This is a genomic window from Pseudomonas sp. SC3(2021) (assembly GCF_019856535.1).
In the GTDB taxonomy this organism is placed as follows: domain Bacteria; phylum Pseudomonadota; class Gammaproteobacteria; order Pseudomonadales; family Pseudomonadaceae; genus Aquipseudomonas; species Aquipseudomonas monsensis.
Genome location: NZ_CP082236.1, coordinates 395,835 through 420,188 on the forward strand (window position 1 = coordinate 395,835; position 24,354 = coordinate 420,188).

At 61.5% G+C, this 24,354-nt stretch carries 21 protein-coding genes; 10 read left to right on the forward strand and 11 right to left on the reverse strand.

Features of this window, described 5'->3' with window-relative positions; genetic code table 11:
* Positions 1 to 97: 97 nt before the first annotated feature.
* The 4 genes from K5Y35_RS01905 (at position 98) to K5Y35_RS01920 (ending at position 5,341) form a co-directional block, all read left to right on the forward strand.
* Positions 98 to 2,689, forward strand: a complete 2,592-nt coding sequence (locus K5Y35_RS01905; RefSeq protein ID WP_123465060.1) for a glycosyltransferase — start codon at positions 98 to 100, stop codon at positions 2,687 to 2,689.
* A 238-nt stretch (positions 2,690 to 2,927) separates the two neighbouring features.
* Complete coding sequence (gene dapE / locus K5Y35_RS01910; RefSeq protein WP_123465058.1) at positions 2,928 to 4,079, forward strand: succinyl-diaminopimelate desuccinylase; 1,152 nt, start codon at positions 2,928 to 2,930, stop codon at positions 4,077 to 4,079.
* The gene (locus K5Y35_RS01915; RefSeq protein ID WP_123465056.1) at positions 4,079 to 4,888 is read left to right on the forward strand and encodes a putative RNA methyltransferase; all 810 of its coding nucleotides are present in this window, start codon (positions 4,079 to 4,081) and stop codon (positions 4,886 to 4,888) included. Before dapE ends, K5Y35_RS01915 begins: the two co-directional genes overlap by 1 nt.
* Positions 4,889 to 4,963: 75 nt before the next feature.
* Positions 4,964 to 5,341, forward strand: a complete 378-nt coding sequence (locus tag K5Y35_RS01920) for a hypothetical protein (RefSeq protein ID WP_039769649.1) — start codon at positions 4,964 to 4,966, stop codon at positions 5,339 to 5,341.
* A gap of 83 nt (positions 5,342 to 5,424) precedes the next feature.
* On the opposite strand, the gene K5Y35_RS01925 is transcribed toward K5Y35_RS01920, so the two are convergent.
* Positions 5,425 to 5,634: a cold-shock protein gene (locus K5Y35_RS01925; RefSeq protein WP_007908870.1), complete on the reverse strand. Its 210-nt coding sequence runs from the start codon at positions 5,632 to 5,634 to the stop codon at positions 5,425 to 5,427.
* 237 nt (positions 5,635 to 5,871) lie between these two features.
* Between K5Y35_RS01925 and plsB the strand changes: the two genes are divergently transcribed.
* From plsB to K5Y35_RS01940, 3 genes are all read left to right on the forward strand, one after another.
* On the forward strand, positions 5,872 to 8,373 hold the full coding sequence (plsB, locus tag K5Y35_RS01930; RefSeq protein WP_186745105.1) for a glycerol-3-phosphate 1-O-acyltransferase PlsB: 2,502 nt from the start codon (positions 5,872 to 5,874) through the stop codon (positions 8,371 to 8,373).
* Positions 8,374 to 8,476: 103 nt separating this feature from the next.
* Complete coding sequence (locus K5Y35_RS01935) at positions 8,477 to 8,875, forward strand: YbaY family lipoprotein (RefSeq protein WP_123465052.1); 399 nt, start codon at positions 8,477 to 8,479, stop codon at positions 8,873 to 8,875.
* A 27-nt stretch (positions 8,876 to 8,902) separates the two neighbouring features.
* On the forward strand, positions 8,903 to 9,592 hold the full coding sequence (locus tag K5Y35_RS01940; RefSeq protein ID WP_123465050.1) for a DUF4197 domain-containing protein: 690 nt from the start codon (positions 8,903 to 8,905) through the stop codon (positions 9,590 to 9,592).
* Between the two features lie 838 nt (positions 9,593 to 10,430).
* Here the strand turns inward: K5Y35_RS01940 and K5Y35_RS01945 are convergent.
* Entirely contained in the window at positions 10,431 to 13,499 is a 3,069-nt protein-coding gene (locus K5Y35_RS01945) for an efflux RND transporter permease subunit (protein ID WP_222833572.1), read from the reverse strand.
* Between the two features lie 6 nt (positions 13,500 to 13,505).
* Positions 13,506 to 14,606, reverse strand: coding sequence for an efflux RND transporter periplasmic adaptor subunit (locus tag K5Y35_RS01950; RefSeq protein WP_123465046.1), 1,101 nt, complete (start codon positions 14,604 to 14,606; stop codon positions 13,506 to 13,508).
* 94 nt (positions 14,607 to 14,700) lie between these two features.
* Here K5Y35_RS01950 and K5Y35_RS01955 point away from each other — a divergent pair, with 94 nt between their 5' ends.
* A complete protein-coding gene (locus tag K5Y35_RS01955) occupies positions 14,701 to 15,336 on the forward strand; it encodes a TetR/AcrR family transcriptional regulator (RefSeq protein ID WP_123465044.1) in 636 nt (211 codons plus the stop codon).
* A gap of 128 nt (positions 15,337 to 15,464) precedes the next feature.
* Here K5Y35_RS01955 and K5Y35_RS01960 read toward each other — a convergent pair whose 3' ends face one another.
* On the reverse strand, positions 15,465 to 16,247 hold the full coding sequence (locus K5Y35_RS01960; RefSeq protein WP_123465042.1) for a class I SAM-dependent methyltransferase: 783 nt from the start codon (positions 16,245 to 16,247) through the stop codon (positions 15,465 to 15,467).
* A 93-nt stretch (positions 16,248 to 16,340) separates the two neighbouring features.
* Here K5Y35_RS01960 and K5Y35_RS01965 point away from each other — a divergent pair, with 93 nt between their 5' ends.
* The gene (locus K5Y35_RS01965; protein ID WP_222834428.1) at positions 16,341 to 16,961 is read left to right on the forward strand and encodes an energy transducer TonB; all 621 of its coding nucleotides are present in this window, start codon (positions 16,341 to 16,343) and stop codon (positions 16,959 to 16,961) included.
* Between the two features lie 3 nt (positions 16,962 to 16,964).
* On the opposite strand, the gene K5Y35_RS01970 is transcribed toward K5Y35_RS01965, so the two are convergent.
* From K5Y35_RS01970 to adk, 6 genes are all read right to left on the reverse strand, one after another.
* Positions 16,965 to 17,657 carry an extensin family protein gene (locus K5Y35_RS01970; protein WP_261991231.1) on the reverse strand — a complete coding sequence of 231 codons (693 nt, stop codon included), beginning with the start codon at positions 17,655 to 17,657 and terminating at the stop codon, positions 16,965 to 16,967.
* A gap of 2 nt (positions 17,658 to 17,659) precedes the next feature.
* Entirely contained in the window at positions 17,660 to 18,496 is an 837-nt protein-coding gene (locus K5Y35_RS01975; protein WP_123465038.1) for an oxaloacetate decarboxylase, read from the reverse strand.
* Positions 18,497 to 18,525: 29 nt separating this feature from the next.
* Positions 18,526 to 19,386, reverse strand: a complete 861-nt coding sequence (locus tag K5Y35_RS01980) for a DUF72 domain-containing protein (protein WP_123465036.1) — start codon at positions 19,384 to 19,386, stop codon at positions 18,526 to 18,528.
* Positions 19,386 to 19,694: a hypothetical protein gene (locus tag K5Y35_RS01985; protein WP_123465034.1), complete on the reverse strand. Its 309-nt coding sequence runs from the start codon at positions 19,692 to 19,694 to the stop codon at positions 19,386 to 19,388. Before K5Y35_RS01985 ends, K5Y35_RS01980 begins: the two co-directional genes overlap by 1 nt.
* Before the next feature lie 221 nt (positions 19,695 to 19,915).
* Positions 19,916 to 20,590, reverse strand: a complete 675-nt coding sequence (gene tsaB / locus K5Y35_RS01990; protein ID WP_128615720.1) for a tRNA (adenosine(37)-N6)-threonylcarbamoyltransferase complex dimerization subunit type 1 TsaB — start codon at positions 20,588 to 20,590, stop codon at positions 19,916 to 19,918.
* A gap of 93 nt (positions 20,591 to 20,683) precedes the next feature.
* Positions 20,684 to 21,334 carry an adenylate kinase gene (gene adk / locus K5Y35_RS01995; protein ID WP_123465030.1) on the reverse strand — a complete coding sequence of 217 codons (651 nt, stop codon included), beginning with the start codon at positions 21,332 to 21,334 and terminating at the stop codon, positions 20,684 to 20,686.
* Here adk and K5Y35_RS02000 point away from each other — a divergent pair.
* A complete protein-coding gene (locus K5Y35_RS02000) occupies positions 21,324 to 21,527 on the forward strand; it encodes a hypothetical protein (RefSeq protein ID WP_128615721.1) in 204 nt (67 codons plus the stop codon). The genes adk and K5Y35_RS02000 overlap by 11 nt on opposite strands.
* Positions 21,528 to 21,633: 106 nt before the next feature.
* On the opposite strand, the gene ppc is transcribed toward K5Y35_RS02000, so the two are convergent.
* Positions 21,634 to 24,264 carry a phosphoenolpyruvate carboxylase gene (gene ppc, locus K5Y35_RS02005; protein ID WP_123465028.1) on the reverse strand — a complete coding sequence of 877 codons (2,631 nt, stop codon included), beginning with the start codon at positions 24,262 to 24,264 and terminating at the stop codon, positions 21,634 to 21,636.
* Positions 24,265 to 24,354: the final 90 nt, after the last annotated feature.

Sequence of the window (24,354 nt, forward strand, 5' to 3'; positions counted from 1 at the left end):
GGTGTACGACTAGTGGAGTGCCGGTGTAGGATTCGCGCCCTTTTGGCGTAAGCCGATCCGTTCCTTCGTTCCACAGCCTTTGGAACCCGAAATAGCTATGTCATCGCGTAAATTTGGTCTCAACCTGGTGGTGGTTCTGGCAATCGCCGCCCTGTTCACCGGTTTCTGGGCGCTGATCAACCGCCCGGTCTCCGCGCCCAACTGGCCGGAGCAGATTTCCGGTTTCTCCTATTCGCCATTCCAACAGGGACAATTCCCACAGAAGGATCAGTATCCGACTGACGATGAAATGCGCCGCGACCTGGAGATCATGAGCAAGCTGACGGACAACATCCGCATCTACTCGGTCGACGGTTCGCTGCAGGACATCCCGAAACTGGCGGAAGAATTCGGTCTGCGCGTGACGCTGGGGATCTGGATCAGCCCTGACCAGGAACGCAACGAGCGGGAAATCCAGCGTGCCATCGAACTGGCAAACACTTCGCGCAGCGTGGTTCGCGTGGTGGTCGGCAACGAAGCGATCTTCCGCAAGGAAATCACCGCCGAACAACTGAGCGTGCTGCTTGATCGCGTGCGGGCGGCCGTCAAGGTGCCGGTGACCACCTCCGAGCAATGGCACGTCTGGGAAGAACACCCGGAGCTGGCCAAGCACGTCGACCTGATCGCGGCGCACGTCCTGCCCTACTGGGAATTCATTCCCGTGGACAAGGCCGGGCAGTTCGTCTTCGACCGCGCCCGCGACCTGAAAAAGCTGTTCCCGAAAAAACCGCTGCTGCTGTCCGAGGTCGGCTGGCCGAGCAACGGTCGCATGCGCGGTGGCGCCGATGCGTCGCCGGCGGATCAGGCGATTTACCTGCGCACGCTGGTCAACAAACTTAACCGTCAGGGCTTCAACTACTTCGTGATCGAAGCCTTCGACCAGCCGTGGAAGGCCAGTGACGAAGGTTCGGTGGGCGCCTACTGGGGCGTATTCAATGCCGCGCGTCAGCAGAAGTTCAACTTCGAAGGCCCGGTGGTGGCGATCCCGCAATGGCGCGTACTGGCCATCGGTTCGGTGGTGCTGGCGTTGCTGTCGCTGACCCTGCTGATGATCGACGGTTCGGCCCTGCGTCAGCGCGGCCGTACCTTCCTGACCTTTATCGCGTTTCTCTGCGGTTCGGTGCTGGTGTGGATCGGCTACGACTACAGCCAGCAATACAGCACCTGGTTCAGTCTGACCGTGGGTTTCCTCTTGGCGCTGGGTGCGCTCGGGGTATTTATCGTGCTGCTCACCGAGGCCCATGAACTGGCCGAAGCGGTGTGGATTCACAAGCGGCGACGCGAATTCCTGCCGGTGATCGGTGATTCGGACTATCGACCGAAAGTCTCGATTCACGTGCCCTGCTACAACGAGCCGCCAGACATGGTCAAACAGACCCTCGATGCCTTGGCTGCCCTCGATTATCCGGACTATGAAGTCCTGATCATCGACAACAACACCAAAGACCCCGCCGTCTGGGAGCCGGTGCGCGACTACTGTGAAACCCTGGGGCCGCGCTTCAAGTTCTTCCACGTCTCGCCCTTGGCCGGGTTCAAGGGCGGCGCGCTGAACTACCTGATTCCGCACACCGCCAAGGACGCCGAAGTGATCGCGGTGATCGACTCCGACTACTGCGTGCACCCGAACTGGCTCAAGCACATGGTGCCGCACTTCGCCGATCCGAAAATCGCCGTGGTGCAGTCGCCGCAGGATTACCGCGACCAGAACGAAAGCACCTTCAAGAAGCTCTGCTACGCCGAATACAAAGGCTTCTTCCACATCGGCATGGTCACCCGCAACGACCGTGACGCGATTATCCAGCACGGCACCATGACCATGACCCGCCGCTCGGTTCTGGAAGAACTGGGCTGGGCCGACTGGTGCATCTGTGAAGACGCCGAACTGGGTCTGCGCGTGTTCGAAAAAGGCCTGTCGGCGGCGTATTACCACGACAGTTACGGCAAGGGCCTGATGCCGGATACCTTCATCGACTTCAAGAAACAGCGTTTCCGCTGGGCTTACGGCGCGATCCAGATCATCAAACGCCACACCGGCAGCCTGTTGCGCGGCAAGGACACCGAGCTGACCCGTGGTCAGCGTTACCACTTCCTTGCGGGCTGGTTGCCGTGGGTCGCGGACGGCATGAACATCTTCTTCACCGTCGGCGCGCTGTTGTGGTCGGCGGCGATGATCATCGTGCCGCAACGGGTCGATCCGCCGCTGCTGATTTTCGCGATCCCGCCGTTGGCGCTGTTCGTGTTCAAGGTCGGCAAGATCATCTTCCTGTACCGTCGCGCCGTCGGCGTGAACCTCAAGGATGCGTTCTGCGCGGCGCTGGCCGGGCTGGCGTTGTCGCACACCATCGCCAAAGCGGTGCTGTACGGCTTCTTCACCAGCAGCATTCCGTTCTTCCGCACACCGAAAAACGCCGACAACCATGGCTTCTGGGTGGCGATTTCCGAAGCGCGGGAAGAGCTGTTCATCATGTTGCTGCTGTGGGGCGCGGCGCTGGGGATCTACCTGGTGCAAGGCATTCCGAGCAACGACATGCGCTTCTGGGTGGCGATGCTGCTGGTGCAGTCGCTGCCTTACGTCGCGGCGCTGATCATGGCGTTCCTCTCGTCGCTGCCGAAACCTTCGGCGGCGCCTGAGCCGGCGCCTGTCGTCTAATTCCTCGACGAAGCACTAAACGGCGGCCAATGGTCGCCGTTTTGCTTTAAGATAACCGCCATTTTGCGGGGCTTGGCGTGATACGCGGTGTAACTGACCGAACCCAATCCCTGTGGGAGCGAGCTTGCTCGCGAAGGCTTTGTAACATTCAACCCTTATGTTGCCTGATACACCGCTTTCGCGAGCAAGCTCGCTCCCACATTGGCCCTCGCTCAAATTCATGATCCCGGAGTTTTCCATGACGGCCCACGCCGACCTTTCGCCGACCCTCCAACTCGCCATCGACCTGATCCGCCGCCCGTCCGTGACGCCAGTCGACGCCGATTGCCAGAAGCAGATGATGCAGCGCCTGGGCGATGCCGGTTTCACCCTGGAGCCGATGCGCATCGAGGATGTGGATAACTTCTGGGCCACCCACGGCAACGACGAAGGCCCGGTGCTGTGCTTCGCCGGCCACACCGACGTGGTGCCGACCGGTCCGGTGAGCGCCTGGCAGATCGACCCGTTCAACGCCGTCATTGATGAACACGGCATGCTCTGCGGCCGTGGCGCAGCGGACATGAAAGGCAGCCTGGCGTCGATGACCGTGGCCGCCGAGCGCTTCGTCGCCGACTACCCGAACCACAAGGGCAAGGTCGCGTTCCTGATCACCAGCGACGAGGAAGGCCCGGCGCACCACGGCACCAAGGCTGTGGTGGAACGTCTGGCAGCGCGCAACGAACGTCTGGACTGGTGCATCGTCGGCGAACCATCGAGCACTACCCTGGTCGGCGACGTGGTGAAAAACGGTCGGCGCGGCTCCCTCGGAGCCAAGCTCACTGTTCGCGGTGTTCAGGGCCATGTGGCCTACCCGCATCTGGCGAAGAACCCGATCCACCTCGCCGCCCCGGCGCTGGCCGAACTGGCCGCCGAGCACTGGGATCACGGCAACGATTTCTTCCCGCCGACCAGCTTCCAGATTTCCAACGTCAACTCCGGCACCGGCGCGACCAACGTGATCCCGGGCGATCTGGTGGCGGTGTTCAACTTCCGCTTTTCCACCGAATCGACCGTCGAAGGCCTGCAGAAGCGCGTGGCCGACATCCTCGACAAACACGGTCTGGACTGGCACATCGACTGGGCGCTGTCCGGCCTGCCGTTCCTCACCGAGCCGGGCGCGCTGCTCGACGCGGTGTCGTCGAGCATCCGCGACATCACTGGCCGCGAGACCAAGGCGTCCACCAGTGGCGGTACGTCCGATGGCCGTTTCATCGCGACCATGGGCACCCAGGTGGTTGAGCTGGGCCCGGTCAACGCGACCATTCACCAGGTCAACGAGCGTGTGCTGGCAGCCGATCTCGACGTACTGACCGAGATCTACTACCAGACCCTGATCAAGTTGCTCGCCTGATGCTCGCGTGCCCGATCTGCAGTGAACCGCTGAACAGCGTGGACAACGGCGTGGTCTGCCCCGCCGGCCACCGCTTCGACCGTGCGCGTCAGGGTTACCTGAACCTGTTGCCGGTGCAGCACAAAAACAGCCGCGATCCCGGCGACAACCAGGCCATGGTCGAGGCGCGCCGCGACTTCTTGAATGCCGGGCATTATGCGCCGGTGGCCAAACGCCTGGCCGAACTGGCGGCGAGTTACGCCCCGGATCGCTGGGTCGATATCGGTTGTGGCGAGGGTTACTACACCGCACAGATCGCCGAGGCTTTGCCGAACGCAGATGGCTACGCGCTGGACATCTCCCGCGAAGCCGTCAAACGCGCCTGCAAGCGCAACCCGGCCCTGACCTGGTTGATCGCCAGCATGGCCCGCGTGCCGTTGGCGTCGGGCAGTTGCCAGTTTCTCGCCAGCGTTTTCAGCCCGCTGGACTGGGAAGAGGCCAAGCGCCTGCTCAGTGTCGGCGGCGGCCTGATGAAGGTCGGCCCAACCAGCGGCCATCTGATGGAACTGCGCGAACGGCTGTACGACGAAGTGCGCGAATACACCGACGACAAGCATCTGGCCCTGGTGCCCGAAGGCATGGCGCTGGCGCACAGCGAAACCCTGGAATTCAAACTGACGCTGGACAAGCCCGAGGATCGCGCCAACCTGCTGGCAATGACACCTCACGGCTGGCGCGCCAGTGCCGAGCGTCGTGCAGCGGTGATCGAACAGGCCGAGCCGTTCGTGACCACCGTGTCGATGCGCTACGATTATTTCGTTCTTCAATAACTTTTGGTCTCGGGCGAGTGCCCGGGGCCGGCTAAATCCGCGAATGGATTTTTCAGACCCGCAGTGAGGACATCCATGCGCCAACCGGATATCGAGATTTACCTGAAAGACGCCGACGTCGACCACAAGGCCATTTCCGCCTGGCTCGGCGCCGCGCTGGGCCCGTGCAGCGACTGGGTACAGAAAGGCCAGACTTACAAATGCAAGGCCGGCAACATCCCGGTGACCTGGCTGCCGAAAGCCGTGGGCAAGTGGAACAGCCTGTACCTGGAAAGCGATGCGACCCCATGGGACGACGACATCGCCTGCGCCCGCGCCGCCTTTGCCGCGTTGAACGTGGAGGTGCGTTGCGCGCCAGGGACGTGGGTTGAAGAAGAAGGTGAAGAGACGGCGGATCGCTGGATTCGCATCAGCGCCGACGGTGAAGAAGAGATCACCTGGAAAACGGCATAAAAGCAGCTGCAAGCTGCAAGCTGCAAGCTGCAAGTCTCAAGCTGAACGGCTTGTAGCTTGTGGCTTGCAGCTTGAAACCGCTGTTACAAGCCGACTACATCCTCAGCCTGCAAACCCTTCTCGCCAGTAATCACTGCGTATTCAACCTGCTGGCCTTCAGTCAACGACCGGTGCCCTTCGCCGCGAATCGCGCGGTAGTGCACGAACACGTCCACCCCGTCTTCGCGCTGAATAAAGCCGTAGCCCTTGGCGTCGTTGAACCACTTCACATTGCCGGTTTCACGTGTTGCCATCTGTTCATACTCCTTTTTTATTATTGAACAGGCTTTTCGCAGGAAAGCCTTCGCGGAACGTCAGCCTGCGTCCGACGTCCATAAAAGGGCCCCGGCGACAGACCGCCGAGTATATGACAGGTGCGAAAAGTCTCAACAGGAGATTACTTCGCCGCTTTTTTGCCGATTTTCGGTGAATACGGCAAACTGTCGACCTCCCGAGCAAACGCTCGGTTTATCAACTCACGCAGAAGCCGTATGACCCGTTCCCCGTTCCGCCGTCTTGTGTTTGGCACCTTGCGCCGACTGTTGTATCTCTGGGTGCGATCCGAGACGATCAACCAGTCGTCGTTCACCCTCAACCTCGACCGCAGTCGTCCGGTGTTCTACGTCCTGCAAAACCCTTCGCTGACCGATCTGGCCGTGGTCGACACCGAGTGCACCAAGGCTGGCCTGCCGCGTCCGGTGCTGCCGGTGTCGGTCGGTTCGCTGATCGAGCCGGCGGCGTTTTTCTATCTGACGCCGGACCCCGATTGGCTCGGTCGCCAGGATAAACGCGGCGCACCGCCAACCCTGACCCGTCTGGTCAGCGCCCTGACCCAGAATGCCGCCGAAGACGCACAGATCATTCCGGTCAGCGTGTTCTGGGGCCAGTCGCCGGACAGCGAAAACAGTCCGTGGAAGTTGCTGTTTGCCGACAGCTGGGCCGTGACCGGGCGCCTGCGTCGCCTGCTGAGCATCATCGTCCTCGGCCGCAAGACCCGCGTGCAGTTCTCGGCGCCGATCCACCTGCGCGAACTGATCGAGCATAACAAGGGCCACGAACGCACGGTGCGCATGGCCCAGCGCATCCTGCGCGTGCACTTCCGCAATCTGAAAGCCGCCGTCATCGGCCCGGACATTTCCCACCGCCGTAACCTCGTCAAAGGCCTGCTCAACCAGCCACTGGTCAGGCAAGCGATCGTCGAAGAGGCCGAGCGCGAGAACATCTCCCTGGAAAAAGCCAAGGCCCAGGCCCTGCGCTACGGCAACGAGATCGCCTCGGACTACACCTACACCGCGATCCGCTTCCTCGAAGTGGTGCTGAGCTGGTTCTGGAACAAGATCTACGACGGCATCAAGGTCAACCACATCGAAGGCGTGCAGAAGGTCGCCCAGGGTCACGAAGTGATCTACGTGCCGTGCCACCGCAGCCACATCGACTATCTGCTGCTGTCGTACTTGCTGTTCCGCAACGGCCTGACCCCACCGCACATCGCCGCCGGGATCAACCTGAACATGCCGGTGATCGGCAGCCTGCTGCGCCGTGGCGGCGCGTTCTTCATGCGCCGCACGTTCAAGGGCAATCCGCTGTACACCTCGGTGTTCAACGAATACCTGCACACCCTGTTCACCAAAGGTTTCCCGGTCGAGTACTTCGTCGAAGGTGGCCGCTCACGCACCGGGCGCATGCTGCAACCGAAGACCGGCATGCTCGCCATCACGATGCGCAGCTTCCTGCGTTCGTCGCGGATGCCGATCGTCTTCGTGCCGGTGTACATCGGTTACGAGCGTGTGCTGGAAGGTCGTACCTACCTCGGAGAATTGCGAGGCGCGAGCAAAAAGAAAGAATCGATCTTCGACATTTTCAAAGTCATCGGCGCGCTCAAGCAACGTTTCGGCCAGGTAGCGGTGAACTTCGGCGAACCGATCAAACTCGCGGAATTCCTCGACAGCGAACAGCCGGGCTGGCGCCAGCAGGAACTCGGTCCGCAGTACAAACCGGCATGGCTTAACGAAACCACCAACCGCCTCGGCGACAAAGTCGCGCAACACTTGAACGAAGCGGCGGCGATCAACCCGGTCAATCTGGTGGCGCTGGCATTGTTGTCGACCACCCGCCTGGCGCTGGATGATCGCGCGATGGCGCGGGTGCTGGATCTGTACCTGGCCCTGTTGCGCAAGGTGCCGTACTCGCCACACACGACCTTGCCGGAAGGCGATGGCCGCGCATTGATCGAGCACGTGAAGGACATGGATCTGCTGTCCGAGCAGAACGACGCCCTGGGCAAAATTCTCTACCTGGACGAGCAGAACGCCGTCCTGATGACCTACTACCGCAACAACGTGCTGCACATCTTCGCCCTGCCGGCACTGCTGGCGAGCTTTTTCCAAAGCACATCGCGCATGAGTCGCGAACAGATCCTGCGCTACACCCGCGCACTGTATCCGTACCTGCAATCGGAGCTGTTCATTCGCTGGACGCTGGACGAACTCGACGGAGTCGTCGATCAGTGGCTGGAAGCGTTCGTCGAACAAGGGCTGCTGCGCTTCGAGAAAGAGCTGTACTTGCGACCGGCACCGAGTTCGCGGCATTTCGTGCTGCTGACCTTGCTGTCGAAAAGCATCGCGCAGACGTTGCAACGCTTCTACATGACGGTGTCGTTGCTGCTCAACGCCGGCCAGAACAGCATCAGTGCCGAAGAGCTGGAAGACCTCTGCACGGTCATGGCCCAGCGCCTGTCGATCCTGCACGGCCTCAATGCCCCGGAATTCTTCGACAAGAGCCTGTTCCGCCACTTCATCCAGACCCTGCTCGACCTCGACGTTCTTCGTCGCGACGAAGCCGGCAAACTGAGCTATCACGAACTGCTCGGCGAACTGGCCGAAGGCGCGGCCAAACGCGTGCTGCCAGCGGAGATTCGCTTGTCGATCCGCCAGGTGGCGTTGCACCGCAGTGAAGATGCAGCAGACCAACCGACCAGCCAGTCCGAAGCCTGATGCAATACCTGTAGGAGAGAGCCGGCTCGCGGTGGGGCAGACAACAGGGATGTTGAACCGCCTTCGCGAGCAAGCCCGCCCCCACATTGAAAGGAGATTTACCATGAAAAAACTCACCGTTCTCGCTGCCGCTGCCCTGCTCAGCGCCTGCCAGTCGACCACCCCCGCCGGCAAAGTCGGACTCGACGGCGAAGTGTTCTACCTGCAACGCATCGCCCTGCCACCGAGCGCGACCCTGAGCGTGAGCCTGCAAGACGTGTCGCTGGCCGATGCGCCGGCGGTGGTCCTTGATGAACAGAAAGGCCCGGTCAAAGGCCAGGTTCCGTTGCCGTTCCACTTGAGCTACGATCCGGCCCAGGTCAAACCCGGCCACCGTTACTCGGTCAGCGCGCGCATTGAAGTCAACGGCGAACTGATGTTCATCACCACCGAAAACCACGCCGTGCAACTCGACGGCAACGACCCGCAACCGCTGAAAATCCGCGTCGACGCTGTTCGTTAATTCATTTTCTGCAACAAGGAAGCCGCCATGCTCCGCCCTACCCTTCGCTTCGCCGGCCTGTGCGCAGGCCTGATGATCTGCGCCAACGCGATGGCACTGTCGCTTACCGACCTGTCGCAACAAGACGCCGCCGGCGGCCTCAAGGATGCGCTGGCTCAAGGCGCGCAAATCGCCGTCAAACAACTCGGCACCCCGGGTGGGTTCAGCAATAACCCGGACGTGAAGATCGAATTGCCGGGCAAACTCGGCAAAGCCGCCAGCAAAATGAAAGCCTTCGGCATGGGTGCCCAGGTCGAAGAACTGGAAACCGCCATGAACAAGGCCGCCGAATCCGCCGTGACCCAGGCTCAGCCCATCCTGATCGACGCCGTGAAAAAAATGAGCGTGGCTGACGCCAAAGGCATCCTCAGCGGCGGCAAAGATTCGGCCACTCAATACCTGGACAAATCCAGTCGCGAACAGATCCGCGCCAAGTTCCTGCCGATCGTCAAACAAGCCACTGACAAAGTCGGCGTGGCCCAGAAATACAACGCCTTCGCCGGCCAGGCCGCCACCTTCGGCGTCGTCGACGCCAAGAGCGCCAACGTTGAAAACTACGTCACCGAACAAGCGCTCAATGGCCTGTTCGAAATGATCGGCAAACAGGAAGAAACCATCCGCCAGAACCCGGCCGCTGCCGCGACCAGCCTGGCGAAGAAAGTGTTCGGGACGCTGTAAACCCCGAACGACAAAAAGCCCGCTGACCTCCACCGGCTCAGCGGGCTTTTTTGTGGGCGCCAGTGTTGCGAATCGACTTGATCGAGGCTCACTCCTACAGTTGGATCGTGAGCAATCTGTTAGAGACTGGTCGGCTGGGGGCCCGTCATCGCTGGCAAGCCAGCTCCCACAGAAGCGCACGAGCACAACGCGCGCACCTCATCCCGCCTCGCTTCTCACCACTCAACAGGATGAGCGTTAGCTCGGCTGCGGCTTTTGATCTTGATCTCCCACAGGTTGGAAAGAGTCCATGCAGAGAAAGATTGGGAGGCCGTGCAGGCCTCATCGCCAGCAGGCTGGCTCCTAAAGTTAATTGCGTACATCGGCAAAAAAACAGGTCGGCTGTCAGGCCGCCATCGCTGGCAAGCCAGCCCCCACAGAAGCGCACGAGCAAAACGCGCACACCTCGTCCCGCCTCGCTTCTCACCACTCAACAGGATGAGCGTTAGCTCGGCTGCAGCTTTTGATCTTGATCCACAGGCCCCGTCGGCAGGCTGAGTGGAGGGATTGATCCGGGGGTGGGAGCGCAGCGACCGTTTGGCGAAGCCAAACACATCGAGAGGAGGTGCAGCGAAGCAAACCGGAGGCGATGCGCCCGGAACAATCCCGGAGCGAAGGAACCCCGAGCCCCAGCGAGCGGGCCGAACGTTGGGGCAAAGACCTTTGGTTCCTTTGGGGCGTTTGCCAAAGGGACTCGCCGTAAGGGCGAAACCGCCAGCCGCAACCCCCAAACCAACGGATATTCACCCAAAACCCCAAGAACCTGGCCGGCCCGAAGGCCGCCACGTCAAACCAAAGATCAACCCTCGCGACGAACCCTGAACCAAGCCGCATACAACGCCGGCAAAAACAACAACGTCAGCGCCGTCGCCACAATCAACCCACCCATGATTGCCACCGCCATAGGCCCGAAAAACACACTCCGAGACAAAGGAATCATCGCCAGAACCGCCGCCAGCGCCGTCAACACAATCGGCCGAAAACGCCGCACAGTCGCCTCGATAATCGCCTGCCAAGGCTTCAAACCCGAGGCAATATCCTGCTCGATCTGATCCACCAGAATCACCGAATTGCGCATGATCATCCCCGACAGCGCGATCGTCCCCAGCATCGCCACAAACCCGAACGGCTGACGGAACACCATCAAAAACAACGTCACCCCGATCAAGCCCAACGGCGCCGTCAGAAACACCATCGCCGTGCGCGAAAAACTGCGCAACTGCACCATCAGCAAGGTCAGCACCACTACGATGAACATCGGCACCCCGGCATTCACCGACTTCTGCCCGCGCTCGGAATCTTCCACCGTGCCGCCGACATCCAGCAAGTAACCATCCGGCAATTCAGCACGAATCGAATCCAGCGTCGGCATGATCTGTTTGACCAGTGTCGCCGGCTGCTCCTTGCCATAAATATCGGCCCGCACGGTCACGTTCGGCAGGCGATTGCGGTGCCAGATAATGCCCTCCTCGAAGCCATATTCCAGCGTGGCGATCTGCGACAACGCCACACTGCGGCCGTTGTCCGTCGGCACCGCCAGACTCGGCAACAACGACAATTCAGTGCGCTCATGCACCGTGCCGCGCAGCAGAATCTCGATCAATTCGTTGTCTTCGCGGTACTGACTGACACTTGAGCCGGTCAACGAACTCTGCAGGAATTTCGCCAGATTGGCGGTGCTCACCCCGAGTGCCCGAGCGCGATCCTGATCGATATTCAGATACACAACCTTGCTCGGTTCTTCCCAATCCAGATGCACATTGACCACATGCGGATTCTCGCGAACCTTCGCCGCCACCTTGCGCGCCAGCGCGCGGACTTCCTCGATGTGTTCACCGGTGACGCGGAACTGCACCGGGTAACCCACCGGCGGCCCGTTCTCCAGACGCGTCACCCGCGAGCGCAGGGCCGGGAACTGCTCGTTGAGCGTGTCGATCAGCCAGGTGCGCAGCACCTCGCGCTCCTCGATGGTTTTCGCCAACACCACAAACTGGGCGAAGCTCGCTGCCGGCAATTGTTGATCCAGCGGCAGGTAGAAACGCGGCGAACCGGTGCCGACATACGCCACGTAGTTGTCGATGCCAGCGTGATCCTTGAGCAGCGCTTCCAGGCGCTTGACCTCGCCGGCGGTGTTGGCCAAAGACGCGCCTTCGGCGAGTTTCAGATCGACCATCAATTCCAGCCGGTTGGAGGCCGGAAAGAACTGCTGCGGCACGAACCGGAACAACATCACCGAGGCGATGAACAGCCCCAGCGTCATCACGATCACGGTTTTGCGATGCACCACGCACCACTCCACCAGCCGCCGCACCCGCTGATAGAACGGCGTGCCGTAAGGGTCTGACTGGCCATCAGCCGTTCCGTGTTTGGCCGCATGAATCTTCGCCAGATCCGGCAGCAGTTTTTCCCCCAGATACGGCACGAACATCACCGCCGCCACCCACGAGGCGAGCAACGCGATGGTCACCACCTGGAAGATCGAGCGGGTGTATTCGCCGGTGCCGGACTGCGCCGTGGCAATCGGCAGAAAGCCTGCGGCAGTGATCAACGTACCGGTAAGCATCGGGAATGCGGTGCTGGTCCAGGCATAGCTCGCCGCGCGAATACGGTCGAAGCCCTGCTCCATTTTGATCGCCATCATTTCCACGGCAATGATCGCGTCGTCCACCAGCAAGCCCAGCGCCAGCACCAGCGCGCCGAGGGAAATCTTGTGCAGGCCGATGCCCAGGTAATACATGCAGGCGAAGGTCATCGCCAGCACCAGCGGAATGGTCAGCGCCACCACCATGCCGGTGCGCACGCCAAGGGAAAAGAAGCTCACCAGCAACACAATCGCCAGCGCTTCCACCAACACCTGAACGAACTCGCCGACCCCGGTTTTCACCGCTGCCGGCTGGTCGGAGACCTTGCGCAACTGCATGCCGGCCGGAAGGTTTTTCTGGATCCGCGAGAACTCGCCTTCCAGTGCTTTGCCGAGCACCAGAATGTCGCCGCCATCTTTCATCGCCACGGCCAGCCCGATCGCGTCCTCGCCCATGAAGCGCATGCGCGGCGCCGGTGGATCGTTGAAACCCCGGCGGACATCAGCGACGTCGGAGATGCGGAACGTGCGATCGCCGACGCGGATCGGGAAGTTCTTTATCTCATCGACGGTCTTGAAATTCCCCGTAACCCTTAGCTGCAAACGCTCGCTGCCGGTCTCGAAGAAGCCGGCGGTGGACACCGCGTTCTGTTCTTCCAATGCCTGCTGCACGGCTGCCAGCGGCAAGCCGAGGGTGGCGAGTTTGACGTTGGACAGTTCGACCCAGATCTTCTCGTCCTGCAAACCGAGCAGGTCGACCTTGCCGACGTCCTTGACCCGTTGCAGCTGGATCTGAATGCGGTCGGCGTAATCCTTGAGCACGGCGTAGTCGAAACCATTGCCGGTCAGCGCATAGATATTGCCGAACGTGGTACCGAATTCATCGTTGAAAAACGGTCCCTGAATCCCCGGCGGCAAGGTCTGCCGGATGTCGCTGACCTTCTTGCGCACCTGATACCAGAGGTCGGGAATCTGGTTGGAATGCATGGAGTCGCGGGCGATGAAGGTGACCTGCGACTCACCCGGGCGAGAGAACGAGACGATGCGTTCGTACTCACCGGTTTCCATGAGTTTCTTTTCAATGCGCTCGGTGACCTGGCGCGAGACTTCCTGCGCGGTCGCCCCCGGCCACCGGGTCTGGATGACCATGGCCTTGAAGGTGAACGGCGGGTCTTCACTCTGGCCCAGTTTGGTGTAAGACAAGGCGCCGACGATGGCCAGCAACAGCATCAGGAACAGGACGATCTGGCGATTACGCAGCGCCCATTCGGAAAGGTTGAAGCGCATCGGGACTTACTCCTTGTCCGCCAGATGGACCACACGGTTGGAGCGATCCACGGGGCGCACCTGCTGGCCTTCGAGCAGCACATGCACGCCAGCGGCAACCACCCAGTCGTTGGCGTTGAGGCCTTCGAGCACCGGCACGGTTTTTTCGCCGAACGGACCGACGCGCACCGGGGTTTTCTTCAGCGTGTTGTTGGCGCTGACGACCCAGACATAGGTCGCGCCGTTTTCGGCGGTCAGTGCCGAGAGTGGCACCGACAACGGCACGGCATCGGCCGACTGCACGAACACTCGGGCGCTCTGGCCCAGCTCGGCCGGCACCTTGCCGCTGGTGAAGGCAATGCGCGCGGCGAAGGTGCGGGACTTTGGATCGGCTGCAGGCGACAGTTCGCGGATCTGCCCGGCGAAGCGCTGGTTCTGTTGCGTCCACAGTTCAACGGTCACCGGCTGACCGACCTTGAACCGGCCAAAACTTTGTTCCGGCAGGCTGATGAGCACTTCGCGTTCGCCGTCGGTGGCGAGGGTGAACACGGTTTGCCCGGCCGCGACCACCTGACCGACTTCCACCGAACGCTTGGCCACTACGCCGTCCTGCGGCGCGCGCAGCACCGCGTAACTGGCCTGGTTGGTCGAGACGTTGAATTCGGCTTTGATTTGTTTGAGGCGGGCTTCACCGGAGCGGTAAAGGTTTTCGGCGTTGTCGTAAGCCGAGCGGCTGACCATCTGCCGGTCCATCAGGGTCTTGTAGCGGTCGCGTTCGGCGCGCACCAGATTGAGGTTGGCTTCGGCTGCAGCGACCTGGGCGCGGGTGGCCTCCAGTTGCAGGCGGACGTCCTGCGGATCGAGCTCGGCCAGCGGTTGGTCGGCCTTGACGCGTTGGCCCTCATCGACCAGTCGTCGGCTGACTTTGCCGCCGATGCGGAACGCCAGATCGGGCTCGTAGCGCGCGCGCACCTCGCCCGGGAAACTTTCCATCGCCTGCGTCGAAGGCTCTGGCTGCACCACCATGGCCGGTCGCACGGTCACTTGCACCGCCTCCTCCTGACCACACGCCGACAACAAAAACGCCAGACTGGCTGGCAACGCAAAGGACAACGCATGGCGGAACATGGTGACGGACCTTTCGCTAATGGTGCTTGGAATATTTATACTGGCCGGTATGGTATTAATAGCAAACTCACCAGTCCAGTATTAAAAGCGAAGAATGTCGAACAATCTTTCAGCTCCAAACGGCCCGGGCCGTCCGAAGGATCCGGCCAAGCGCCGGGCGATCCTCGATGCGGCGAAAATCCTGTTTCTGAGTCAAGGCTACGCCAACACCAGCATGGACGCGGTCGCCGCCGAGGCTGGCGTGTCGAAGTTGACGGTTTACAGCCACTTCAACGACAAGGAGACGCTGTTCTCCTCCGCCGTGATGGCCAAATGCGAGGAGCAGTTACCGCCGCTGTTCTTCGAATTGCCTGCCGGCATCGCCGTGGAAAATGTGTTGCTGAACATTGCGCGAGGCTTTCATCAGCTGATCAACAGCGAAGAGTCGGTGAATTTGCACCGTTTGATGATGGCGCTGGGCACACAGGATCCGAAGCTCTCGCTGATCTTCTTTGAGGCCGGTCCTGAACGCATGGTGCAAGGCATGGAGCGGCTGCTGAAGCGCATCCACGAGACCGGCGCGTTGAGCATCGACCAACCGCGTAACGCGGCCGAGCACTTCTTCTGCCTGATCAAGGGCGCGGGGAATTTTCGCTTGCTGTATTGCTGCGGTGAGCCGCTGAGTGAAGAGGCGGCGGAGATCCATGTACAGGAGGTGGTGGGGTTGTTCATGCGGGCGTATCGGCCCTGATTATTCAGGGTCTGTGCTGATGCCATCGCCGGCACGCCAGCTGCCACAGGGAGTGTGGTAAACACCCATCGTGCGAACGACACAAAAACCTGTGGAGCTGGCTTGCCAGCGATTGGAGCGACTCGGTTTTACGGCTTGAGCGCTTTCTTCGGGTAAATATCGTATCGGCTGGACTTGCCATCCAGCGCATGACTCGGCTTCGGCCCTTCGATACACGGCGCCTTGCGCGGACGCTTGACCACCACCCGGTGCGTCGCCAGTGCCAGCGCCGCTTCAAGCAAGGCCGGGGCATCCGGATCATCCCCGACCAATGGCCGGAACAGACGCATTTCCTTCTTCACCAACGCGGTTTTCTCGCGATGCGGGAACATCGGGTCGAGATAGATCACCTGCGGCGGCTCGCCTTCCCAGTTACGCATGACCTCAATGGAGTTGCCCTTGAGCAGCTTCATCCGCGCCACGATCGGCGCCACCTCGAAATCTTCCGCCGCCCGCGCCAGACCGTCCTCCAGCAGCGCACCGATCAGCGGCTGGCGCTCGATCAGGCTCATCTCGCAACCGAGGCTGGCCAGCACGAACGCATCCTTGCCCAGCCCCGCCGTGGCATCCAGCACCCGTGGTCGCACGCCCTGGGCGATGCCGACGGCCTTGGCGATCATCTGCCCGCTGCCGCCGCCGTACAACCGCCGATGCGCCGCGCCGCCCTCGACAAAATCGACGCGTACCGGCCCCGGTGCATCCGGGCCCAACTGCTGCAGTTGCAAACCCTGCTCGCCGACCTGCAAGGCGAACTCACCGTCGGCCACTGCCAGCGGCAGGCCCAGACGCTCGGCCCACTGCTCGGCTTGCGCTTCAAACGCCGGGCCGAGGGCCTGGACATGGATGCGGCAGGCCGCGGGTTGCTCAATCATGAAAACACGCTCAAAAAAGTTAAGGATCGGCAAAAAGTGGCCGATAAACCAATCAACGCGCATTTTGCCAGAGCTGAGCGTCAACCGAAAAAAATGTCAGGCATTCTTCCCACATCGATTGGCTACATTTCGCCCCATGGCGACTTCAGCCGTCAAAACACTCAAGCACTGAGCGGCGTCAGTCACCTGTGGCAGGATTTCTTTGCCCAGGCGCTGGCGGAACAGACGAGTGAAGTGGTACCCGCCTGCGGCACATTCCCCCCGGTTGACCTGAGCAGCCCTGAAGAACCGACCCTGGGCAGCGAACTGCACGCGCACATCATCAGCCAGCGCGAATGCGATGTGGTCGAAACCGAAGTGCGTCCGCCGGAGCCGCTGTTCCTGCCGATCGCCGAATTCGAAATGGAATTGCTGGACAAGCCGTTCCCGCCGTTCCCGCCTGAAGAGCTCAAGGCTCAGCAAGAGCAGCAGGATTTCGACAGCAGCTGGGTACGCCCGATCGTGATCAACAACGGCCAGCCAACACCAGAGCCTGGTCCGGCCCCGCAGAAGAAGCCGCTGTACCTGCCGATTGCCGAGTTCGATCTGGATCTGCTGCAAAAGCCTTTCCCGCCATTCCCGCCAGAAGAAATCGCCGAGCAACAGAAGGCGCTGGACTTCGATAACGGCTGGGCCCGCCCGATCGTTCTGCAGAACCTGCGCCTCGCCGCCTGACCCTCAGCGACACACGCTCCAGCGCCCGACATCGACATGAAAGTGATTACGGTGAGCGGCGTTGTAATCCGGGCTCAATACCACACTGAACGCCTCACAGGCGCCGTCACGCACCTGGCGTAGAAACTGCGCGTCGCGAGTTTGCCCTGGCCAGTCCTTGAGGACGCTGATGCTGCGCCCGCTGGCCAGACGAAATCCGGCGATATCCAGCGCATCGGCACTGGCATGCCGGCTGAGTGCGCCGCTCTCACGGTTATAGACATTGCGGCAGGCGAAGCTGCCAAGGTGATCGAGACGGCTGAGTTTCTCGCCGTAAACGGCTTGAGCGACGGGTTGCAGGGTGTGGCGCTCAAACAAAGCGTAGGCCACCGCCAGCGGACAACTGGCGAGGAAACTGCTGCTCAACGCGACCTCGCCGCCCTGCACGCGTAAGGCGCCGATCAGCGGACACTTGGCACCGGGGCTGTCGGATTGCCGTGTGACACGCAGTCCAGAGCTGCTCAGCGCCTGTGCACAGAGTTCGGGATCGCTGCGCAAGCGCATCAGTTTGTAGCCGGTCAGCCAGTTGGGGACTGCCTTCACATCCAGCGGCGCCCACGGATTCCACTCGGCTGGCACATCCAGCCAGCCACGCCAGACACTGACCATCGCACCGCCAATCAGCAGCAGCACACTCAGCGCAAACCAGCGTCCCACGTTCAGCCTTTGAAAAACTGATTGGCCTGGGCGTAGGGCATCGACTGCGAAGTAAACCCGAAGGTGCCCGTTTGCTGGATCTCTTCAGCGGCGCGCAAGAATCCGCCGAACGCGGCCAGTGCCAGTGCCGAACCGGTGCTGATGCGCCGCACGCCCATTTCTTCGAGTTCCTGCACCGTCAACTTCAAACCGCCGGACATCAACACGTTGACCGGCTTCGGCGCCACCGCACGCACCACTGCCAACACTTCTTCGGCACTGCGCAAACCTGGCGCGTACAGCACGTCGGCACCGGCTTCGGCGAACGCCTGCAAACGGCGGATGGTGTCGTTGATATCGGGATGGCCGTGCAAGTAGTTTTCCGCACGGGCGGTCAGGGTGAAGGGAAAAGGCAGCGTGCGCACGGCGGCGACGGCGGCTTCGATGCGCGCCACCGCGTGTTCGAAGCAATAGATGGGCGCGTCGACGCGGCCTGTGGCGTCTTCGATCGAACCACCCACTGCGCCGGCCTCGGCGGCACGCAACAGGCTGTTGGCGGATTCGAGCGGGTCATCGGCGAAGCCGTTTTCCAGATCCACCGCCACCGGCAGATCCGTGGCCGCGACAATCGCCCGGACGTTGGCCAGGGTCTCATCGAGCGTCAACGCACCATCGGCCTTGCCTTGGGAAAACGCGTAACCGGCGCTGGTCGTGGCCAAGGCCTGATAGCCGAGACTGGCGAGCATCTTCGCCGAGCCCGCATCCCATGGGTTGGGGATGACGAAAATGCCCGGCCGTTCATGCAGGGCTTTGAAAGCGTGGGCTTTACGGGCTTGTTCTTCGCGGGCTTGGGCGTCCATCGGCAGGCTCCTGGGCAGAAAAAACCGCCTCAGAGCAGGCCAAGTTGCTCGGCGGCGGGTTCTCTGTATAGCTCAGGCAGCGATGGCAGGCCAGGCAAACGTTGCATCAATTGCGTGTGAAAACGTTGCGCCAGTTTCGCCGCCAGCAGGTTGTCGGCGGTGTGCAGAAAGATATAAGGCGTGCGGCCCTCTTCGATCCACTCGGCGATTTTTGTTACCCACGGCACGAGGAAGGGATCGTTGGCTTCGAGTTCGGGATGCCCGATGAAGCGCACTTGCGGGGACTGCGTGAAGGCTGCCGGGCGCGTCGGCACACGGGGCTTTTTGGACTGCGCGTGAATCACCGAAGATTCGGTCGACAGGCAACTGAACAGCGCCCGCGGATCGAGGCAGATGCGTTCGACGCCACGGTCGAGCAGCAGACGATTGAGCAGGCGCTCACTCTCGCCCTTGGCGAAGAACTGCTCGTGACGCACTTCCACCGCCAGCGGGCAATCCAGCGCATCAATGAACCCCGCCAATTCCGGCAGACGCTGCGGCGTGAAGCTTTTCGACAGTTGCAGCCAGAACGGCGCGACGCGTCCGCCCAGCGGCTGCATCAACTGCAAAAAGGTTTCGGCGGCGGTCAGTTGCTCGCGCAGGTCACCGCTGTGGCTGATGTCGCCGGGGAACTTGGCGGTGAAGCGAAAGTGCTCGGGCATGACCTCGGCCCAGCGCTGCACGGTGGCCGGCGACGGGCTGGCGTAGAAGGTCGTGTTGCCTTCCACAGCGTTGAACACTTGGGAATAGAGACCGAGAAAGTCAGAGGTTTTCGCGTCTACCGGGTACAGATACTCGCGCCAGGCATTTTCGCTCCAGGACGGGCAACCGAGGTAGTAAGGCAGCGCCATCAGATGTACAAATCGAGGCCCAGCACGTCTGCATCCCAATCGACAAAACCGGCGGTGCTCAGGTAACTGGCCAAGGCCATCGCTACGCTCTTTTTCATCGCACGGTGATAAATCATGTCTTGCTGACGGGCAGGCAGATTGCTCAGGCGTTGTGCCGAGGCTTTGGCAGCACGGGCGGCCAGTTGCTCTTCAGTCGGGAATTCCAGCTCGCCGTCGATATCGTCGACGGATTCATCCAGCGCCACATTGCCTTTGCGAGGCTTGCGCTTGATGGGATAGGACTGAGAGGAAACGCCGTCTATACGCATAAATTCATGCTCGGTATCAATGATGGCAATTTAGCGGCACCTGACCGACTTAGCAAATCGCCGAGTGATAACTAGAACACATAAAGCGCAAAAGGTTTAAAGCATGGGGTTGGAAACTGACGATTGGCAGGATTTGGAATAAGGCACTGAATTGCGGGTGAGTGTTTTTGTCGCGAGGGAACAAGCTCCCTCGCCACAATGGACCTCGCCGTTTTGATTGATCAGCGAGCCTTGGGGGTGGCGACTTTGTCGCGCAGGTAAACCGGTTGCGCGTCATCGGCCGGGATCGACTCACCGCGCTCCCAGGCGAAGCGCGCCAGGGTCAGCAAGTCTTCGGCATGGGGCAACATGCCCGCATCGGAACCGCTCGGTTTGACGGCAATACGCTCGCCGTAGCCCCAACCGGTACCGGCACCGAACCACTCGCCGCTGGCGTCTTGCGGCAGCGCTGCAACCTCGGGTGGCAACACCGCTTCGGCACCGACCAGACGCATCTCGCCGGCAGTCTCGCGGTAGCAGCCCCAATACACTTCATCCATCCGCGCATCAATGGCCGCTGCAACCTGGCTGACGCCGTGCTCGCGATGAGCCCGTTGCGCCAGCACCGCCAGGTTCGACACCGCAAGCACCGGACGGTCGAGGGCAAACGCCAGCCCCTGCACTACACCGATGGCGATCCGCACACCGGTGAATGCACCCGGGCCGCGACCGAACGCGATGGCGTCCACCGCTTGCAGCGTGGTGCCGGCGTCGGCCAGCAGTTGCTGGATCATCGGCAACAGCTTTTGCGCATGCAGGCGCGGGATCACCTCGTAATGGCTCGTGACCTTGCCGTCATGCAGCAAGGCAACGGAGCAAGCTTCAGTCGCGGTGTCCAGGGCCAGCAAGGTGCTCATTGATGTATCCAAAACAGGTGGGAAAAAGGTGCGTCAGTATAAACAACTACGGCCCGCAAGCGGGCCGTGGATGATGCAGCAGAATCAGCTTTTTCAGCTCAGCGCCTCAAGTACCTTGGCGGTGATGGCTTCAACCGAACCGACACCCGGGATGTGGCTGTACTTCGGCTTGCCGGCATTGGTAGCGGACAGCTTCTGGTAGAAGTCCACCAGCGGCTTGGTCTGCGAATGGTAGACCGACAGGCGATGACGCACGGTTTCTTCAGTGTCGTCCTTGCGCTGTACCAGTTCTTCACCGGTGATGTCGTCTTTGCCAGCGATTTTCGGCGGGTTGTAGACGATGTGGTAAACGCGGCCGCTGGCCTCGTGCACACGACGACCGGCGATACGCTGCACGATCTCTTCGTCTTCAACGGCGATTTCAACCACGGCGTCCAGTTCGACACCGGCAGTCACCAGCGCTTCGGCCTGCGGAATGGTGCGCGGGAAGCCGTCGAACAGAAAGCCGTTGGCGCAGTCAGCTTGAGCGATGCGATCCTTGACCAGCGCGATGATCAGGTCATCCGACACCAGGCCACCGGCATCCATGATGCTCTTGGCCTTGATGCCCAGCTCGGTACCGGCCTTGACCGCAGCACGCAGCATGTCGCCAGTGGAGATTTGCGGAATGCCGAATTTTTCGGTGATGAACTTTGCCTGAGTACCTTTACCGGCCCCGGGAGCTCCCAGCAGAATGACGCGCATCGATGTGCTCCTCAATTTTTTATATAAAAGCTTTACAAAACAAAGGATTCGCTACTTGGCGGCGAATCCTGAAAATACGGGTCGTGGCCACACAAACGGCCAAAGGCTGATCAAGATACACAGCAGGCTGCGCCCACACAAGACGCCAAAAGTCGGAGAAACCGACGCCCGCCGCGACCTTGCGACACGGTGACCCAAGTCGCAACCCCATCATTAACTGTCGCCTGGTGGCACATTTCCCCTGTGCAGCAAACGACAGCCGAGGCATGCATCGGCTGCCGCATCCTACGGAAAAAACCTTAGCCGGTATTTCGCAAACCGGCGGCAATCCCCGCCACAGACACCAGCAACGCCTGTTCCACCGGGCTGCCCTGCTCGACATTCTGCTGCCGCGAACGCGCCAGGAGTTCGGCCTGCAATAGATGCAGCGGGTCGAGGTAGGTGTTGCGCAGACGGATGAATTCGAGCGTATCAGGGCTATGTGCCAGCAGTTGCGACTGACCAGTCAGGCCGAGCACTACCGCACACGCCTGCGACAATAGGTCGCGTAACTGCGCGCCCAACGGCAGCAAGTCCGACTCGACCAGACGCTGGTCGTAAGACAGCGCGATGTCCGCGTCAGCCTTGGCCAGGACCATTTCCAGCATGTCGATGCGCGTGCGGAAGAACGGCCACTGCTCGCGCATCTGCCCGAGCAATTGACCTTCACCGCGCTCCAGCGCCTTGCTCAGCGCCGACTCCCAGCCGAGCCACGCGGGCAACATCAATCGCGTCTGCGTCCAGCCGAAGATCCACGGAATCGCCCGCAGACTTTCGATGCCACCGGCACGGCGCTTGGCCGGACGACTGCCCAGCGGCAGACGCCCCAACTCCTGCTCCGGCGTGGACTGGCGGAAATACTCGACGAACTGCGGATTTTCCCGCACCACCGCACGGTAGGCGCTGACCCCGTCCGCCGCCAACTCGTCCATCAGATGCCGCCACTCGGGCGTCGGTGGTGGTGGTGGCAACAGCGTTGCTTCGAGCACGGCAGCCAGATACAGATTGAGGTTCTGCTCGGCGATGTCCGGCAGGCCAAATTTGAAACGAATCATTTCCCCCTGCTCGGTGGTGCGAAAGCGCCCCGCCACCGATCCTGGCGGCTGCGAGAGAATCGCCGCGTGGGCCGGACCACCGCCTCGGCCGACAGTGCCGCCGCGACCGTGGAACAGCAGCAGTTCGACTTGTTGCTCCCGACAGATTTCCACCAGACGTTCCTGCGCCCGGTATTGCGCCCACGCGGCAGCAGTGGTGCCGGCGTCCTTCGCCGAGTCGGAGTAGCCGATCATCACTTCCTGCGGGCCCTGCAGGCGCGCGCGATAACCCGGCAGCAGCAACAGACGCTCCATCACCGGGCCGGCGTTGTCGAGGTCTGCGAGGGTTTCGAACAACGGCACGACACGCATTGGTCGCAGCACACCGGCTTCTTTAAGCAGCAGTTGCACCGCCAGCACATCGGATGCAGCCCCGGCCATCGAGATCACGTAGGACCCCAGTGACGCGCCCGGTGCGGCGGCGATTTCCTTACAGGTATTGAGCACTTCCGCCGTATCGGCGGAGGGTTTGAAATGCGCCGGCAACAGCGGACGACGGTTGCTCAGTTCCCGTGTCAGGAAGCCGATGCGCTGCTCTTCGTCCCAGTCTTCGTAGCGCCCCAGGCCCAGATAATCGGTGATTTCGGTCATCGCCGAGCTATGGCGCGACGAGTCCTGACGCACATCGAGGCGCACCAGAAACAGGCCGAAGGTCACTGCGCGGCGCAGGCAATCGAGCAGCGGGCCATCGGCAATCACGCCCATGCCGCATTCGTGCAGCGAGTTGAAACACAACTCCAGCGGATCGAGCAGATCGCGGTTGTTGTGCAGTACGTCGGCGGGGGCCGGGGTCGGCGCGGTCAGCGAGGCCTGCGCCCAGTTGCGGGTGGCGCGCAGGCGTTCGCGCAATTGCTTGAGCACTGCGCGATAAGGTTCGGCGCTGTCGCCGGCCCGGGCTTTCAATGCATCACTGGCCTGCTGCATCGACAACTCGGCCGCCAGATGATCGACATCGCGCAGGTACAGATCGGCAGCCATCCAGCGCGCCAGCAATAACACTTCACGGGTCACGGCCGCAGTGACGTTGGGGTTGCCGTCACGGTCGCCGCCCATCCACGAGGCAAAGCGTATCGGCGCAGCTTCCAGCGGCAGACGCAGGCCCGTCGCTTCATGCAACGCCTTGTCGGCCTTGCGCATATGGTTGGGGATCGCCTGCCACAGCGAATGCTCGATCACCGCGAACCCCCACTTGGCCTCGTCCACTGGCGTCGGCCGCGTACGGCGGATTTCTTCGGTGTGCCAGGCTTCGGCGATCAGCCGTTGCAAGGTAGTGTGGATCTGCTCGCGCTCGGCGCTGGTGAGGTCGCGATGATCCTGAGCGGCCAGTTGCGCGGCAATCGCGTCGTACTTCTGAATCAGCGTGCGCCGCGCCACTTCGGTCGGGTGCGCGGTCAGCACCAGTTCGATTTCCAGGCGCGCCAGTTGCCGGGCCAGGGATTCGGCGCTGTGCCCTTCGTTGCGCAGGCGCGCCAGCAGTTCCGGCAGCACACGGGATTCGAATGGCGCCGGCTGCGACTCCTCGCGACGATGGATCAACTGATACTGCTCGGCGATGTTCGCCAGATTGAGAAACTGGTTGAACGCCCGCGCCACCGGGAGCAACTCGTCTTCGCTCAATTGATTGAGGCTGGCGCTGAGCTCGGCGTCCATCGAGCCACGCCGGTCGGCCTTGGCGCCCTTGCGAATCTGCTCGATCTTGTCGAGAAACGCCTCGCCGTACTGGTCTCGAATGGTGTTGCCCAACAACTCGCCGAGCAGGTGAACATCTTCGCGCAAGCGTGCATCAATATCGGTCATCAGCAGTTCTCCAGCGGTAATCCGGGCGGCCTAGAAACGAGTGCATGACCTAGAGAGTGCCGCTCTGCGACGCTTCTTACAAGCAGGCCG